This window comes from Lentzea californiensis (assembly GCF_024648825.1).
In the GTDB taxonomy this organism is placed as follows: domain Bacteria; phylum Actinomycetota; class Actinomycetes; order Mycobacteriales; family Pseudonocardiaceae; genus Lentzea; species Lentzea californiensis.
In genome coordinates this window covers 159,956-174,681 of record NZ_JANBBE010000003.1, presented here as the reverse complement: position 1 = coordinate 174,681, position 14,726 = coordinate 159,956, and the positions used below count along the sequence as shown (strand labels likewise).

Annotated in this window: 10 protein-coding genes and 1 tRNA gene; 4 read left to right on the top strand and 7 right to left on the bottom strand. The window is 70.8% G+C overall.

Annotated features, from left to right (window positions below; genetic code table 11):
- Positions 1-15: 15 nt before the first annotated feature.
- Positions 16-888: a 5'-nucleotidase gene (locus LX88_RS15110; protein ID WP_258948399.1), complete on the top strand. Its 873-nt coding sequence runs from the start codon at positions 16-18 to the stop codon at positions 886-888.
- Here the strand turns inward: LX88_RS15110 and LX88_RS15105 are convergent, their stop codons facing one another.
- The 4 genes from LX88_RS15105 to LX88_RS15090 all read right to left on the bottom strand — a co-directional run bounded on the left by LX88_RS15105 (position 889) and on the right by LX88_RS15090 (position 8,073).
- Positions 889-1,611, bottom strand: a complete 723-nt coding sequence (locus LX88_RS15105) for a hypothetical protein (protein ID WP_258948398.1) — start codon at positions 1,609-1,611, stop codon at positions 889-891. It lies immediately after the preceding gene.
- 68 nt (positions 1,612-1,679) lie between these two features.
- On the bottom strand, positions 1,680-7,145 hold the full coding sequence (locus LX88_RS15100) for an ATP-binding protein (RefSeq protein ID WP_258948397.1): 5,466 nt from the start codon (positions 7,143-7,145) through the stop codon (positions 1,680-1,682).
- A 276-nt stretch (positions 7,146-7,421) separates the two neighbouring features.
- Positions 7,422-7,913 carry a Gmad2 immunoglobulin-like domain-containing protein gene (locus LX88_RS15095; protein WP_258948396.1) on the bottom strand — a complete coding sequence of 164 codons (492 nt, stop codon included), beginning with the start codon at positions 7,911-7,913 and terminating at the stop codon, positions 7,422-7,424.
- A gap of 76 nt (positions 7,914-7,989) precedes the next feature.
- Positions 7,990-8,073 (bottom strand) — tRNA-Tyr (locus LX88_RS15090).
- Between the two features lie 222 nt (positions 8,074-8,295).
- Between LX88_RS15090 and LX88_RS15085 the strand changes: the two genes are divergently transcribed.
- The 3 genes from LX88_RS15085 to LX88_RS15075 are packed head-to-tail and all read left to right on the top strand — an operon-like array spanning position 8,296 to position 11,629.
- Complete coding sequence (locus LX88_RS15085) at positions 8,296-10,860, top strand: ATP-binding protein (protein ID WP_258948395.1); 2,565 nt, start codon at positions 8,296-8,298, stop codon at positions 10,858-10,860.
- 49 nt (positions 10,861-10,909) lie between these two features.
- The gene (locus LX88_RS15080) at positions 10,910-11,191 is read left to right on the top strand and encodes a hypothetical protein (protein WP_258948394.1); all 282 of its coding nucleotides are present in this window, start codon (positions 10,910-10,912) and stop codon (positions 11,189-11,191) included.
- A 9-nt stretch (positions 11,192-11,200) separates the two neighbouring features.
- The gene (locus tag LX88_RS15075; protein ID WP_258948393.1) at positions 11,201-11,629 is read left to right on the top strand and encodes a DUF4383 domain-containing protein; all 429 of its coding nucleotides are present in this window, start codon (positions 11,201-11,203) and stop codon (positions 11,627-11,629) included.
- A gap of 20 nt (positions 11,630-11,649) precedes the next feature.
- On the opposite strand, the gene LX88_RS15070 is transcribed toward LX88_RS15075, so the two are convergent.
- The 3 genes from LX88_RS15070 to lnt form a co-directional block, all read right to left on the bottom strand.
- Positions 11,650-12,123, bottom strand: a complete 474-nt coding sequence (locus tag LX88_RS15070; RefSeq protein WP_258948392.1) for a TspO/MBR family protein — start codon at positions 12,121-12,123, stop codon at positions 11,650-11,652.
- Positions 12,124-12,214: 91 nt separating this feature from the next.
- Positions 12,215-12,982 carry a polyprenol monophosphomannose synthase gene (locus tag LX88_RS15065; protein WP_258948391.1) on the bottom strand — a complete coding sequence of 256 codons (768 nt, stop codon included), beginning with the start codon at positions 12,980-12,982 and terminating at the stop codon, positions 12,215-12,217.
- Positions 12,966-14,513, bottom strand: coding sequence for an apolipoprotein N-acyltransferase (gene lnt, locus LX88_RS15060; protein WP_258948390.1), 1,548 nt, complete (start codon positions 14,511-14,513; stop codon positions 12,966-12,968). The genes LX88_RS15065 and lnt overlap by 17 nt, the downstream gene beginning before the upstream one ends.
- Positions 14,514-14,726: the final 213 nt, after the last annotated feature.

Below are 14,726 nucleotides of genomic sequence, written 5' to 3'. Positions count from 1 at the left end.
CTACGATCCCGTGTTGTGGCCCCCAGCCTGGACAACCTGCTGGTCGTAGGCGTCGCGTCGAGCGCCTTGTTCGACCTCGAGCAGTCCGACGCCGTCTTCACGACCGAGGGCGAACAGGCCTACCGCGCCTACCAGGAAGCACACCTCGCCGAACCGTTCGCCGCCGGAGTCGCGTTCCCGTTCCTCCGCCGCCTGCTGCGCCTCAACGCGCTGGCACCGCTGGTCGAGGTGATCGTGCTGTCGCGCAACTCCCCCGACACCGGCCTGCGCATCCTCCGCTCCGCCGCGCACCACGGCCTCGGGATCACCCGCGCGATCTTCACCGAGGGCCGGGCAGCACACGAGTTCATGCCGGCCCTGAACATGTCGTTGTTCCTGTCCGCCAACGAGAACGACGTCCGCAAGGCGACCCTCGCCGGCCTCCCGGCGGGCCAGGTCCTCAAGTCGTCGTTCCGGGACGACGACGATCCGGCGCTGCGGATCGCGTTCGACTTCGACGGCGTCCTGGCCGGCGACGCGTCCGAGCGGATCTACCAGAGCGGCGGCCTCGACCAGTTCCAGCGGCACGAGGCCACGAACGTCGTCACACCACTGGATCCCGGTCCGCTGAGGAACTTCCTCGCGGGCGTGAACCGGATCCAGCGCCAAGCCGAGGACCGCATCCGCGTCTCGGTGGTGACCGCGCGATCCGCTCCCGCCCACGAGCGCGCGATCAACAGCCTCAAGGCTTGGGGGCTCACCGTCAACGACGCGTTCTTCTTGGGAGGGTTGGAGAAGGCGCCGATCCTGGACGTGCTCAAGCCGCACATCTTCTTCGACGACCAGCGCGGGCACCTGATCCAGACGGTGCCGTGCGTGCACGTGCCGTTCGGGGTGACGAACGAGTGATCAGGAGCGGCGCCACCACCGCTGGGGGCGCTTCTCCGGCGCCCGCACCTGGTCCAGTCCCATCGTCTCCAGCTCAGCCATGTGGTCCGCGTGCGTCGTGGTGTTCAGCGCGAGCGAGCCCAGGTGCGGATCGCCTTCGCCGAGCACCACTTCCTCCGTCAGCAGAACCTCCATCAACCGCTTCGCCGAAGGCGAGGGGATCGGCTCGTCCACCGCGATGTGCAGCATCAGGTTCTCCATACCGGTGTCGACCCACCGCGCGTTCGACACCCAGACCGTCCGGATCGCCGGGAACTCCGCGATCCGCCGCACCAGCGCCTGCCGCAACGCGATGGCCAGCACGTGCGTGGACGGGCGAAGCAGCAGTCGCTCCCCCGCCGCGTCCCGGCCGCGCTCCCGCATCGTGTGGCGCAGCAACGGCACCGGCACGCGGGCCCAGCCGCCGGGCGACTGCAGCGACAGCATCCCGACACCGGTCTGCGCCGCGATGTCCAGCAGCCGCAGGACGTCGCAGTGCACGGCACCGGCCGACTCCGGCAGTTGGTCCGAGCAGCACGCCTCGCTGACGTAACCGGGGAGAGCAGGACTTCCGTCCGAGTCCTTCAGGAAGAGCACGGACCCGTTCGCGTGCACGGGTACGAACACCCCGTGGTCGGCCAGCGCGGCCAGCAGCACCGAATCGTCGGCCTGGGCGTCGAGAGCAGCGGCGAGCGCGGAGTTCACGATCATTTCCTCCCCCAAGGAAAAACCCGGCCACCCCACAGCGGGATGACCGGGCCTGATCCTAGAGGTTACTTCGCGAGACCGTCCTCGATCGCCTTGATGATCGCCGGCCGCAGCTCGGCGGCCGAGATGATCGCGTCGACCGCCCCGACGTCGACCGCGCGCTGCACGCTGTGCACCCGGTCGAACTCGGCGGCCATCTCGTTCAGCTTCTCGGTCCGCACCGACTGCCGCGTCGACGTCAGCTCGGCGGTGAGGGCCGAGCGCTCGGCACCGGACGCCTCGGCCACCGCGGACTCCAGCTTCTTCACGCGCGGGTCGTTGGCCGTGCGGCCGTCCACCTCGCGGGCGAAGACCACGGCCGCGGCGGGCGCGCCGCCGATGACCGAGGCGAACGAGCCCTCGACCGCGAGCACCGTCATGGACGGGTTCAGGGCCTTGGAGAAGACCACGAACGCGCCGCCGTGGTACCGCGAGATCACGGTGAACACGATGGGGCCGCGGAAGTTGACGATCGCGCGCCCGATCTCGGCGCCGTACTCCAGCTGCAGTTCCCGCATGGATTCCGGCGAGCCGTCGAACCCGGACAGGTTGGCCAGCACCACCAAAGGCCTGTTGCCGGAGGCCGCGTTGATCGCGCGGGCCGCCTTCTTCGACGACTTCGGGAACAACGTGCCGGCGGTGTAGGTGTCCGGGCCGTCGGTGGGCGGGAAGCCGGTGCGGGCGACGCCGCGCGACTCGACGCCGAGCAGCGTCACCGGGATGCCGCCGAGGTGCACGTCCTGGACGACGGCGGTGTCGGCGTCGGCCATGCCGGCCCAGCGCTCCAGCACCTCGTGGTCCTGGTCGGACAGGGCGCGCATGACCGTGCGGATGTCGAACGGCTTCTTGCGGTCCGGGTTCGACTCGATCGAGAAGATCTCGCCGACGGTGTTGAACGGGCTGTCCCCCACCACGTGCGGGTACGAGGAGACGTCACGACCAACGGGGTCCGAAGTGGGCACGCGACGCGGACCGGTCTCGCCCGGTGCGACGTAGCTGTGCTCGTAGTGCCCGAGCAGCACGTCGAACGCCGACCGCAGGTTCGGGGCCCAGTACTGCGCCTGGCCGTTCGGGCCCATGACGCGGTCGTAGCCGCCGATGCCGTAGTTGTCCTCCGCCGAGACGCCACCGGAGAAGTCGAGCGCCTGCTTGCCGGTCAGCACCATCGCCGAGTCCGGGGTCATGACCAGGATGCCCTTGGTGTGCATGAGCATCGTGGCCTCGGCGTTCCAGTACGGCTGGGCGCCGACGTTGATGCCGTTGACGACGACGTTGATCTCGCCACCGTCCTGCGTGAACTCGACGATCCGCTTCAGCGCCGCGGCCACCCAGTCCATGTTCTCGACACCGGAGCTCATCGAGATCTTCGCGCCGGACGACAGCGAGAACCACTCCAGCGGAACGGAGAGCTCCTCGGCGAGGTCGATGGCGTGGATGACCCGCGAGCACTCGGGCTCGGCCAGCGCGCCCAGCGACTTCGTCGGGTCGCCGAGAAGCACCACGCGCTTCATGCCCTCGGGGTACGCGGGCGTCGGGGTGGTCACCACACCGACGACGATGCCGGCCTTGTTGCCACCGCGCGGGCGGTCGACCGGTACCAGCGCACCGTCGACGAGGTCGTGCTCCACGAACGACCCGCCGTCGCCGACGAGCATCTCGACCAGCTCGTACGGGTAGATCGTGCCGCGAGACTGGGCGCGCAGGACGTTCTGGCGGTAGTCGTCCAACGGCTGGATCGCGTTCGTCGGCGGCTGCACGAACGAGAACCGCACACCGGAACCGGCGTCGTTCGCGATCCGCACGGCGATGTCGGAGACGTCACCGGACGCGGGGTCCCTGCGGCGTGCCAGGAACAGGACCTCCTCGAGGTCCAGGCCGGCGGTCGTCGGCAGGACGCGCTGTGCGACCGCGTCCAGGTCCTTCGACCCGAGCTCGGTGGGCGGCCACGCGTAGAGCACCACGCGGTTCGTGGCCAGGCGGGTGCGGCCACCGGCCTGCGCGCGAGCCCTGCGGATGCCGTCCAGGCAGGTCGCCAGGACGTCCTCGGCGGCGGGCAGGGCCACGATCCGGCCCTCGTCGTCGCGCAACGGCGTCAGGTCGCGGACCTGGCCCAGCGCGACGAGGCGCTCGTCGGACTTGTTCGCCTTGGCGACCGCGCGGAACAGGTAGACGTCCTCGTCCACTGAGGACAGCCGGGTGAGGTCGAACTCCCGCAGCCGCTCCAGCTGCATGCGTTCGGCGATGCGCGGGTGCAGCCCGCGCACCAGCCTCTCCTCCGCGAACCCGTTGGACGACGGGCGGAACGTGAAGTGGTGGTGCATCGACTCGCCGCGGCGGCCCGCCACCGTGGTGGTGATGCGGGTGATCGTCGGCGGCAGCTGGTGCGCGGCGAGCGCGGCACCGAGGCCGGCGGCCATCTCGTCCTGGTCGGACGGTCCGCCGGGCCAGTTGACGTAGAGGTCCGCGACGACCGCGCTCCCGGTGCCGTGCTTGACGACGTCACCGATCGCGTCGGTCAGCGACGGGAACTCCACCGCGGTCGAGACGAGACGGGTCTGCTCCGGCTCGTTCTCCGCGATGAAGAACGCGCCGTGCACGCGCGGGTTCTCCAGCGCCTTCTTGGTGTAGTAGCGGCGGGCCAGCACCTCCAGCAGCGGGGTGTTGTCCGCGCCGGGCTTGCCGATGCGCTGGCCGAGCAGGCGCACCAGCGGTTCGGCCGACGCCACCATCGCGACGATCCGGTCCTCGCGGTCCGCCGCCTGCGGCTGCGCGTCGAGGTGGATCAGGTGCTTGCGGACCTCGCTGTGCACGCGGGCGCGGTTGCGGCGCACCAGCGGCTGGGCGAACCAGGTGAACACGACGCTGCGGGCGAGGTCGGCCACCGCCGGGTAGCGGACCTGCGTCGCGGCGACGATGTGCTCCAGCACCAGGCCGATCCGGACCTGCTCCGACTCGACCGGCGGCGCCTCCTGCACCCACTGGCGCAACAGGGTGGTCGCGACGGCCGCGTCGAACACGCCGCGGCGCAGCGCCACGAAGATCCGGAAGACGGCCTGCTCCAGCTCCGGCGTGCGGTCGAGCTCGGTGATGCCGTAGTGGCCGATCACGTTCTGCAGGCGGGCGCGGAAGCCCTCCGGCAGCGCCGCGCGGTCGGCGTCGAGCGTCTTGAGGTACGTGTGGAAGTGCTCGCGCGGGGAGTGGATGTGGTTCTCCGGCTTGGACTCCTCACCGGCGGGACGGTTGCGCGAGAGGTCGCACAGGTCGGCGAAGATGCCGAGCAGCTCGGCCTCCAGGACCAGCGGACGCTCCGGCAGGTCGCCCCGCGCGTCCATGTAGTTCTTCAGCACCCGCTCGGTGTCGGCGGCGGTGGTGTCGAAGCCCAGCAACAGGTTGCGCAGGTCGTCGATGCCGCTCGCGACGAGCTCCTCCGGCCGGACGTCCGTGCGCGGCGCGGGCAGTTCCAGCTCGACCGACGACTCGGACCTCTGCTCCTCGACTGCGCCGGCCTCGTCCTCGATCTCCTCCAGCTTGAGCAACGCGCCACCGGCGGGCACCTGGGTGCCGACGACGACGTTCAGCTCCCGGAGGCGGGCGCGGAACGGCGCGCGCAGCACCGTCTCCATCTTCATCGCCTCGAGCACCAGGACCGGAGCCCCGGCCTCGACCTCGGCACCGACCGCGAGCGGCGTGGCGACGACGAGCGCGGGCATCGGTGAGCGCAGGACACCGCCCTCGTCACGGGTGACGCGGTGGGTGACCCCGTCCACCTCCACCTGGTGGACCGGGCCGTGCGTGCCGGTGACGACGCGGAACCGCTCGCCGTTGACGGTGATCTGGCCGACGTGGTGGTCGAACCGCTCGACGTCGACGTCACCGGTCAGCACGGTCTCGGAGTCGGCGGGGGCCACGCCGACGCGGTAGCTCGTGGCGCCGACGCGGGCGACGGTCACGACGTACGGCTGGCCGCGCAGCACGAACTCCAGCTTGACCGCGCCCTCGTGGTTCGTGCGCGGCTGGCCGCCGCGCGCGGACGCCAGCAGCGCGGTGCGGTTGATCTGCTCCTCGTCCTCGTACACCTCGATACCGGCGGCCGCCAGGGCGATCGCGGAGTGGCGGTGCGAGATCAGGCCGCCCTCGGCGCGGACCCGGTCGATCCACGAGGTGTCGGCGGAGCCGTCGATCACGGCGGGCTCGTCGAGCAGGTCGAGGACGAAGCTCTTGTTGGTCGTGCCGCCCTCGATGATGACGGTCGTCTCGGCCATGGCGCGGCGCAGCTTGCCCAGCGCCTCGTCGCGGGTGCGGCCGTACGCGATGATCTTCGCGATCATCGAGTCGAAGTCGGCGGGGATCTGCGAGCCCTCGGCCACACCGGTGTCGACGCGGATGCCGGGGCCGGCGGGCAGCTCCAGCCGAACGATCGTGCCGGGGCACGGCGCGAAGTCGCGGTCCGGGTCCTCGGCGTTCAGGCGGGCCTCGACGGCGTGGCCGAGCTCGACGGGCTTGGGGCCCTCCAGCCTGCCACCGCCCGCGACGTGCAGCTGCGCCTTGACCAGGTCGAAGCTCGTGGTGATCTCGGTGATCGGGTGCTCGACCTGCAGGCGGGTGTTGACCTCGAGGAACGCGAAGAGCTTCTCGCCGGGGTGGTAGAGGAACTCGACGGTGCACGCGCCGCGGTAGCCCACCGCGTTCGCGAGCCGCTCGGCCGACGTCTTCAGCTCGTCGACCTGGTGCTGGTCCAGCACGCAGGAGGCCGACTCCTCGATGATCTTCTGGTTGCGCCGCTGCACCGAGCAGTCGCGGACGCCGAGCGCCCACGCCGTGCCCTGGCCGTCGGCGATGACCTGCACCTCGACGTGCCGGGCGCCGGTGACCAGGCGCTCCAGGAACATCACGCCGGAGCCGAACGCGCGCTCGGCCTCCATGCTGGTGCGGTCGAAGTTCTCTTCCATCTCAGCTGGTGAGGTGATCTTGCGGATTCCCCGGCCGCCACCACCGGCGGTCGCCTTGAGCATCAGCGGGTAGGTGACCTCCTCGGCCACCTTCAGGGCGTGCTCGAGGTTCTCGACGGCACCGCGCGACCACGGCGCGACCGGGACGCCGACCTCCTCGGCGATCAGCTTCGAGCCGATCTTGTCGCCGAGCTTGCGCATGGCCTCGGCGGACGGGCCGACGAACGTGACGCCGACCTTCTCGCACAGTTCGGCGAACTCGGGGATCTCGGCGACGAAGCCCCAGCCGACCCACGCGGCGTCGGCCTTCGTCTCGACCAGCGCCTTCTCCAGCACCTGCAGGTTCAGGTACGGACGGTCCGCCGCCAGGCCGAGGTTGTAGGCGAGGTCGGCTTCCCGGACGAAGGGCGCGGACTTGTCGACATCGGTGAACAGGGCGACGGTCTCGATCCGTTCCCCTGACTCCGCGGCGAGTTCACGGACGGCGTGGATCAGCCGCATTGCGGCTTCCCCGCGGTTGACGATCGCTACACGACTGAACAACGACTTCTCTCCTCGCGGACAGACAACCTCAGCGGCAGTCGCCGCCCAATCGATGTACACACTCTCGTCTACTACCCGGTAACAAAACCGCTGGAGCGGAACGAGTTGAGCAGCGTGCTTTGTATGAAACCAACAAGGCACCAGGTCCTCGGCACAGCTTCACTTGAGCCCGTGTCCCAACTCACGACGAGTGGTGTCGGCCCGGTCACAGAGGTGTTCTGACCGAAAGAACGCGGGTCCTCCCCCTTGTCCGCACCGGGGGAGGGCCCGTCCGGCTCAGGACTGCGGGATCCGGATCACGGTCCCAGGGGTGATCACGTTGGGGTTCGTGATTACGTGCGGGTTGGCCCGCACGAGGCGCGGGTAGAGGTTGCCGGAGCCGTAGAACTGCGTCGCGATGCCCCACAGCGTGTCACCGGGCTGGACCTCGTACTCCTGGTAGACGCGGTAGCCGGGCACGATCCGCGGCCCGTACACGACCGGCACGATGATCTTGTCGAGTTCGGCGCCGTCCTGGGGCGACACCCAGAACACCTCGACGTAGAGCCGGTCGAGCGTGAACGCCGCACCCGACACGTCGACCCGTACCTGGAACTGGCCGTGGCCGCCGGTCCCGTCTCCGGCTGTGAACCCGCCCACGACCTCGTCGTGACCCTCGTGGATGCGGTAGTCGAACTGCGCCTCGAACGCGCCGCCCGCGGTGCCGGCGATGTGGACGTGGCTCCCGACCAGGCCTTGCGGCCGGGGCTGCTGGATGTCGATGGACATGTTTCCCCTTCCTCCACCAGTAGGTCGTGGCGAGGGAGAGGGTCGTTGCCGGGGGTCACCCCGCTGGCGCAACGGCTGGTGGTGGAGGTCGGAGTCGAACCGACTGTGCACGGGGCTCCCGTTTTACAGACGGGCGGGGCTCCACAGCCCCCTCTCCACCATTGTTCGAGCACACGAAAAAGCCGCCCCCACCCGTTCTCACGGTGAGGGCGGCTCTCGACGCCGACGACGCCTTACGGCATCACGACGGAGAGCCTGAGCTGGGCGGATAGCTGCGATAGCGGCGCATGCGGGCAACCTTGCCGGAGCGTCCGCACGGCGGTCAACCATTTATCTCCGCATTCGCGGGAAACGTGGCCACGCGGTAGAGCGATATGCAGGCGTGAAGGTCGTGGGGCGTGCCCGTGAACTCGCCGCGGCACGGTCGTGGCTGGCAGCGAAGACCGGACGGCTGGTGCTCTGCGGCGGTGAACCGGGCATCGGCAAGACAAGGCTGGCCCAGGAACTGGCCGGGCACGCGCTCGCGCTCGGCCGGGAGGTCGTGTGGGGGCATTGCGTCGAGACCGAGGGTGCACCCGCGTTCTGGCCGTGGCGGCAGGTGCTGAAGGCGGCCGGCGCCGATCCGGACCGCGTGCTCGCCCACGACGCCGAGGTGCCGCAGGACAGGTTCCGGGTGTTCGACGCGGTCGCGTCCGCACTGGACCGCGACGGCCTGGTGATCGTCGTCGAGGACGTCCACTGGGCCGACGAGGCGTCACTGCTCGTGCTCGCCCACCTCGCCACCCACCTGCGCGGCGTGCTGCTGTTCGCGACCTTCCGCGACCCGTGCCCAGCGGTCGCGGACCTCATGCGCTCGGCCGACCGGATCGACCTGCACGGGCTGTCCGCGGCCGAGGTCGCCGAACTGGCGGGCGCCGAGCACGCGGCCACGATCACGGAGCTGACCAGCGGCAACCCGTTGTTCGTCACGGAGATCGCCCGCGCGGTCGAGGACGGCACGTGGCGCGCGGACCAGCCGCCGCGCAGCGTCCGCGACATCGTCACCGCCCGCCTCGCCCGGCTCTCCCCCGCCGCCCGTGAGCTGATCAGGACGGCGGCGCTGATCGGCCGCGACTTCGACCTCGGCCTCGCCGAGGCGGCCTCGGGAGTGCCCGTCAGCGCGCTGGACGAGGCGGCGACGCTGATCGACGCGACCGGGCACCGGTTCGTGCACGCACTGACCAGGGACGCGGTCGAGGCCGCGCTCACCCCCGCCGAACGCCGCGCGCTGCACCGCCGGATCGCCGGGGTGATGGCGGACAGCACGCGCTACGCGGACGTCGCCCGGCACTGGAACGCCTGCGGTGCGACGCAGGAAGCCCGCACGTGGACGATCCGCGCGGCGCAGGACGCGGTGAAGCGGCTCGCCTACGAGGAAGGTGCACGCCTCTACCGGGCCGCGGCGACTCTCGAGGACAGCCACGAGGTCCAGGTGGCGCTGGGCCGGGCCGCCTACTTCGCCGGGGACCTCGCGGGGTGCGTCCAGGCCGCCCAGCGCGCCGCCGAACTGGCCGCGACTCCCGAGGAGATCGCGGAAGCCGCACTGGTCCTCGAGGCCGCGCCCGGCGCGGGCGTCAACGCGATCGCGACCCCGTTGTGCGACAACGCTCTTCGCCACGACGTCAGCCCGCCCACGCGCGCCCGGCTGCTCGCCCAGCGCAGCCACCTGGCGTTCTACCGCGGTGAGCAGCACCGGCTCGACGAGCTCAGCCGGGAGGCCCTGCGCCTGGCACGGGGTGACGACCGCGCGCTGGCGGAGGCGTTGCACGCCAGGCAGGAGGCGTGTCCCGGGCCGGCGGGCCGGGCCGAACGACTCGGCCTCGCCACCGAGATGATCGTCCTGGCCCACCGCACGCACAGTCCGCGCGGTGCGATGTGGGGGTCGCTGTGGCGCATCCACGCGCTGGTCGAGAGCGGCGAACTCGCTGCCGCGCAGGAGGAACTGCCGGCGCTCAAGCTCGCCTGCGAACGCGTCGGCGGCCAGGTCCCGTTGTGGCACCTCGACGTCGTGACGGCGTGCATCGCCCAGGCACAGGGCCGTTTCGCGGAGGCCCAGGAGGTCGGCCGGCGGGGCTACGACCGGATGCGGGTGATCGAGCGCGAACCGGCGTCGGGCGCCTACTTCGCCCTGCAGTGCGGGCTTTCCTGCCACCTCGGCCCCACCGGGGCCGGCCTGGCGCTGGCCCGCCACTTCCACGACCCGCCGCCGCGGTTCCGGCTGATGTCGAAGCTCACGCGGGCGTTCCTGTTGCTGCGCGCGGGTCTGCGCGACGAGGCGCTGGAGTTCTACCGGCGCTCCGGCCCGGTCGCCGAGTGGGACCTGCCCGCGTTCTTCGTGCTGCCCGGGCTGGTCGACGCCGTCCTGGTGACGGCGGGGCTGGGCCTGACCGGCGACCTGCGCGTGATCCTGCCCCGGCTCGCGGAGTTCCGCGGCGAGCACGCGGCCGGCAACGGCGTCGCGTACATGGGCCCGGTGACCCTCGCGCTGGGGCGGGGTCACCTGGCTCTCGGTGAGCACGAGCAGGCCGTCGCAGACCTCACCGCGGCCGTCGACGAGGCCTCTCAGGCGGGCGCCCCGGCGTTCGCCGCCGAGGCCCGCTGGCACCTCGCGGCGGCGTTGCGCGCCCTGGGCCGCGAGGCCGACGCCGTGCAGCGCGCCGCCGACCGGGCGATCCGCGCGCTGGGCATGACGGCGTTCACCACGACCGAGCTGAGCAGCCGCGAGCACGAGGTCGCGACGCTGGTCACCGAGGGCCTGACGAACCGGCAGATCGCGCACCGCCTGGTGATCTCCGAGCGGACCGCCCAGAACCACGTCCAGCACGTCCTCACCAAGCTCGGTTTCAGCACCCGCAGCCAGATCGCGGCCTGGATGAGTACCGCACCGAGTACTCCGGCGGATGGCTGACCAGCGCGAACTTCCTACCTTGGGAGCCACACCGACCGAGGAGGACCCCATGTGGCTCACCATCGCGACCCCGCCCACCCAGTCCCTCGACCAGCTCGACCAGGTGATGGGCGCGGCCGCACCCGACGGCCTGCGCGCCCGCTACGCCTGCCGGGCGGACGGCGAGTTCCGGATCATCGCCGTGTGGGAGAGCAAGGACCACGCCGACCGCTTCTTCCGCGAGGTGCTCGGCCCCGTCCTGGCCCGTGTGCTCGGCCCCGAACCGGCCGGAGCACCCACCATGACGGGCATGGAGGTGCTGCGGGAGTTCATCCCGGCCGTCACCGGGTAGCCACCTCACATGCGACCAGTACAAACGGCAGCCTCGGTGGTGGGAGCGGTGTTCCTGCTCGTCGGTGTGCTCGGCTTCATCCCGGGCATCACGACGCACTACGACGAGCTGAGCTTCGCCGGCCACTCGGGCGCGCTCCTGTTCGGCCTCTTCGCCGTCTCCGTGCTGCACAACCTCGTGCACCTGCTGTTCGGCGCCCTCGGCCTGCTCGCCGCGAAGCGGTCCCAGTTCGCCCGCGTGTTCCTGGTGGCGGGCGGTGGCCTCTACGTGTTCCTGTGGGTCTACGGCTCGGCCATCGGCGAGCACACCGACGCGAACTTCCTGCCCGTCAACACGGCCGACAACTGGCTGCACCTCGGCCTCGGCGCGGGCATGATCGTGCTCGGGGTGGCCACGACCGCGGTCGAACGCTCGCGCAGCAACTCGCCCGTCAACTGAGGCCCGTCAGTCGAGGCCTGTCAGTTGAGGACGGCGATCGACAGGTTCAGGGCCGCCGCGAAGCTCACCCAGCCCAGGTAGGGCACGAGGAGCAGGCCGGCGGCCTTGCTGCGCCTGGAGAAGACCACGATCACCGCGACGATCGCGAGCCACAGCACCAGGATCTCGGCGAACGCCACCCAGAACCACCCGAGCCCGAAGAACAACGGCGTCCAGGCCGCGTTCAGCACGAGCTGCACGCCGAACAGGGTCAGCTCACGCCTCGTGGCCCCGGCCCGCCACGCCAGCCAGCCGGCGACCGCGATCATCACGTAGAGCAGCGTCCACACCGGACCGAACAGCCACGGGGGCGGCGCCCAGGAAGGCTGCTCCAGCGCCATGTACGTCGACCCGGCGGACACGGAGAACAGGGACCCCACCACGGCGGTCACCAGCACCGCTGCCGCGAACAGGCCGAGAGCGCGGAGCGGATGGCGTTCGGATACCAGCGTCATGCCTGGGTGATACCCGTTCACGAGCCCTGCGAAGCGCCGACGGCCGCCACTCCGGACCGTCCACGACGAACGGTCCGAGGTGGCCGCGCGACTACTTCCTCTTGCCGGTGAACAGGTCCTTGACCTGGTTCCCGCGGCGGCGCAGGCCCCACTTCGTCACGCGGATCAGTGCCTCGCGGACGATGTTGCCGCTCATCTTCGACTCGCCGAACTCGCGCTCGAGGAACGTGATCGGCACCTCGCGCACCCGGAAGCCCAGCTCGAGCGTGCGCCACAGCAGGTCGATCTGGAAGCAGTACCCGGCCGACGCGACCGAGGCGAGGTTCAGCTTGCGCAGGGTGTCCGCGCGGAACGCGCGGTAGCCACCCGTCATGTCGCGGATGTTCGCGCCCAGCGCGAGCCGCGAGTACAGCGAGCCGCCCAGCGACAGGAACTTGCGCTGCGCGGGCCAGTTCACGACCTCGCCGCCCGGCACCCAGCGCGACCCCAGCACCAGGTCGGCCTGCGGCAGGGCGTCGAGCAGCCGGTGCAGCTGCTCCGGGGCGTGCGAGCCGTCGGCGTCCATCTCGCAGATGACGCCGTAGTCGCGGTCGAGCGCCCACTGGAAGCCCGCGACGTACGCGGCGCCCAGCCCGGCCTTCTCGGTGCGGTGCATCACGTGGACGCGGTCGTCCGCGGCCGCCATCTCGTCGGCGAGCTGGCCGGTGCCATCGGGGCTGCCGTCGTCGACCACCAGCACGTGCACGTCGGGCAGTGCCGTGTGCAGCCTCTTGACGATCTTTCCGATGTTGTCCCGCTCGTTGTACGTCGGGATCACCACCAGCACCTGCCCGAGTTCCTGGTCAGGCTGCTGCGCCATTCGAGTCCTTCCGTCGTCGGGTGAAGCCCAGCGCCAACGCCGCGAGGCCCGCAGCGGTGATCACCCACTCGGGCCAGGCTCCTAGCCAAGTCGCCAGAGTAGTCTGCGACCGCAGCGGCAGTGTCGCGACCAGGGCACCAGGCTCGAAGAGCCCAGTCTTCCGAGTGACGGAACCGTCGGGTTCGACGATCGCGCTGACCCCCGAGGTGGCCGCCACGACCACGGCCCGGCCGTGCTCCACCGCCCGCAGTCTGGACATGGAAAGCTGCTGGTAGGTCATCTCCGTGTACCCGAACGTGGCGTTGTTCGTCGGGATCGCGATGATCGTCGCGCCGGCCGTCACGGAGTCGCGGACCACTGAGTCGAACGCCACTTCGTAACATGTGTCAAGTGCGACCTTCGCGGGCCCCATGACGAAACCCTCCGGGTCCGTGCCGGGCTGGAAGACGCCCGCCCGGTCCACCTCGGAGGCGAACAGCCGGAAGAACGACCGCATCGGCATCGTCTCGCCGAACGGCTGCAGCTTGCGCTTCGTGTAGGTGTCCGTGGGCCCCTTGCCGGGCTCCCACAGCACCACGGTGTTGCGCGGCAGCCCGTCGTTCTTGTCGAGGATCACCGCACCCACCGCGATCGGCGCCTTGATGGCGTCGGCGGCCGCGTCGAGCACCGCGGCGGCGTCCGGGTTGCGGAACGGGTCGATGTCCGACGAGTTCTCCGGCCAGATGACGATGTCGGGCTGCTTCTCCCTGCCCGCGGCGACGTCGGCGGCCAGCTGCCGGGTGCGCTTGGCGTGGTTGTCGAGCACGGCCCGGCGCTGCGCGTTGAAGTCGAGCCCGGCGCGCGGCACGTTGCCCTGGATCGCGGCGACGGTGACGGTCCCGGCGGAGGCGTCCACCCCCACGGGCACCACCAGGCCCACGACCAGCGGCACCGCGAACAGCGGAAGGCCGAGCTTCCAGTTCTTCGTGAGCCAGAACAGCCCGAAGCCGGTCAGCACCACCGCGAACGTCACCAGCGGTGCCCCGCCCAGTGACGCGAGCGGCAGGAACCAGCCCTCCGGCTGCCCGAATGCGATCTTGCCCCAGGTGAAGCCGCCGAACGGGACCACACCGCGCAGCGCCTCGTCCGCCACCCACAGGCACGCGGCCCACAGCGGCCAGCCCGGCACGCGCGACGCGAACGCCGTCGCGGCGGTGCCGATCGAGATCATCAGGGCGCACACCAGCGCCAGCGGCAGCCACGCGATCAGGCCGACGAACTCACCGGTCCACCGCAGCAGCGGCACCATGAACCCGAGCCCGAACAACAGCCCGTACCCGAATCCGGCACGCGCGCGCCGGCCGTGGATCACGTGCGCGAGCAACGCGAACCCGACCGGCGCCAGGAACCACAGCGGGCGCGGCGGGAAGCTCAGGTAGATCAGCACGCCGCCGGCGACGGCGAACGCCATGCGCGACAACACCGGACGGCTCACTCTGCGCCTGCGCGCGGGCAGTTCCGGCGATTCCGCCGCGATGGGGGGTGCGACCACCGGATCAGCGTACGAGCCGTGGGGGTACAGAGGACGTACGACCCACGTCGGCCTAGTGCGGAGCGGCTGTCCGGGACGGTTCGCAGTGGACAGCCGAAGGGCCGAACCCCCGTTGAGCGGAACGGCCGATGGCCGGTTGAGCTGCACCGGCCCGGCGAGGTAACGATCCTTCCCGCATCGCCTCCAGTCGAGACGGAAAAGGTCGACGAGCAC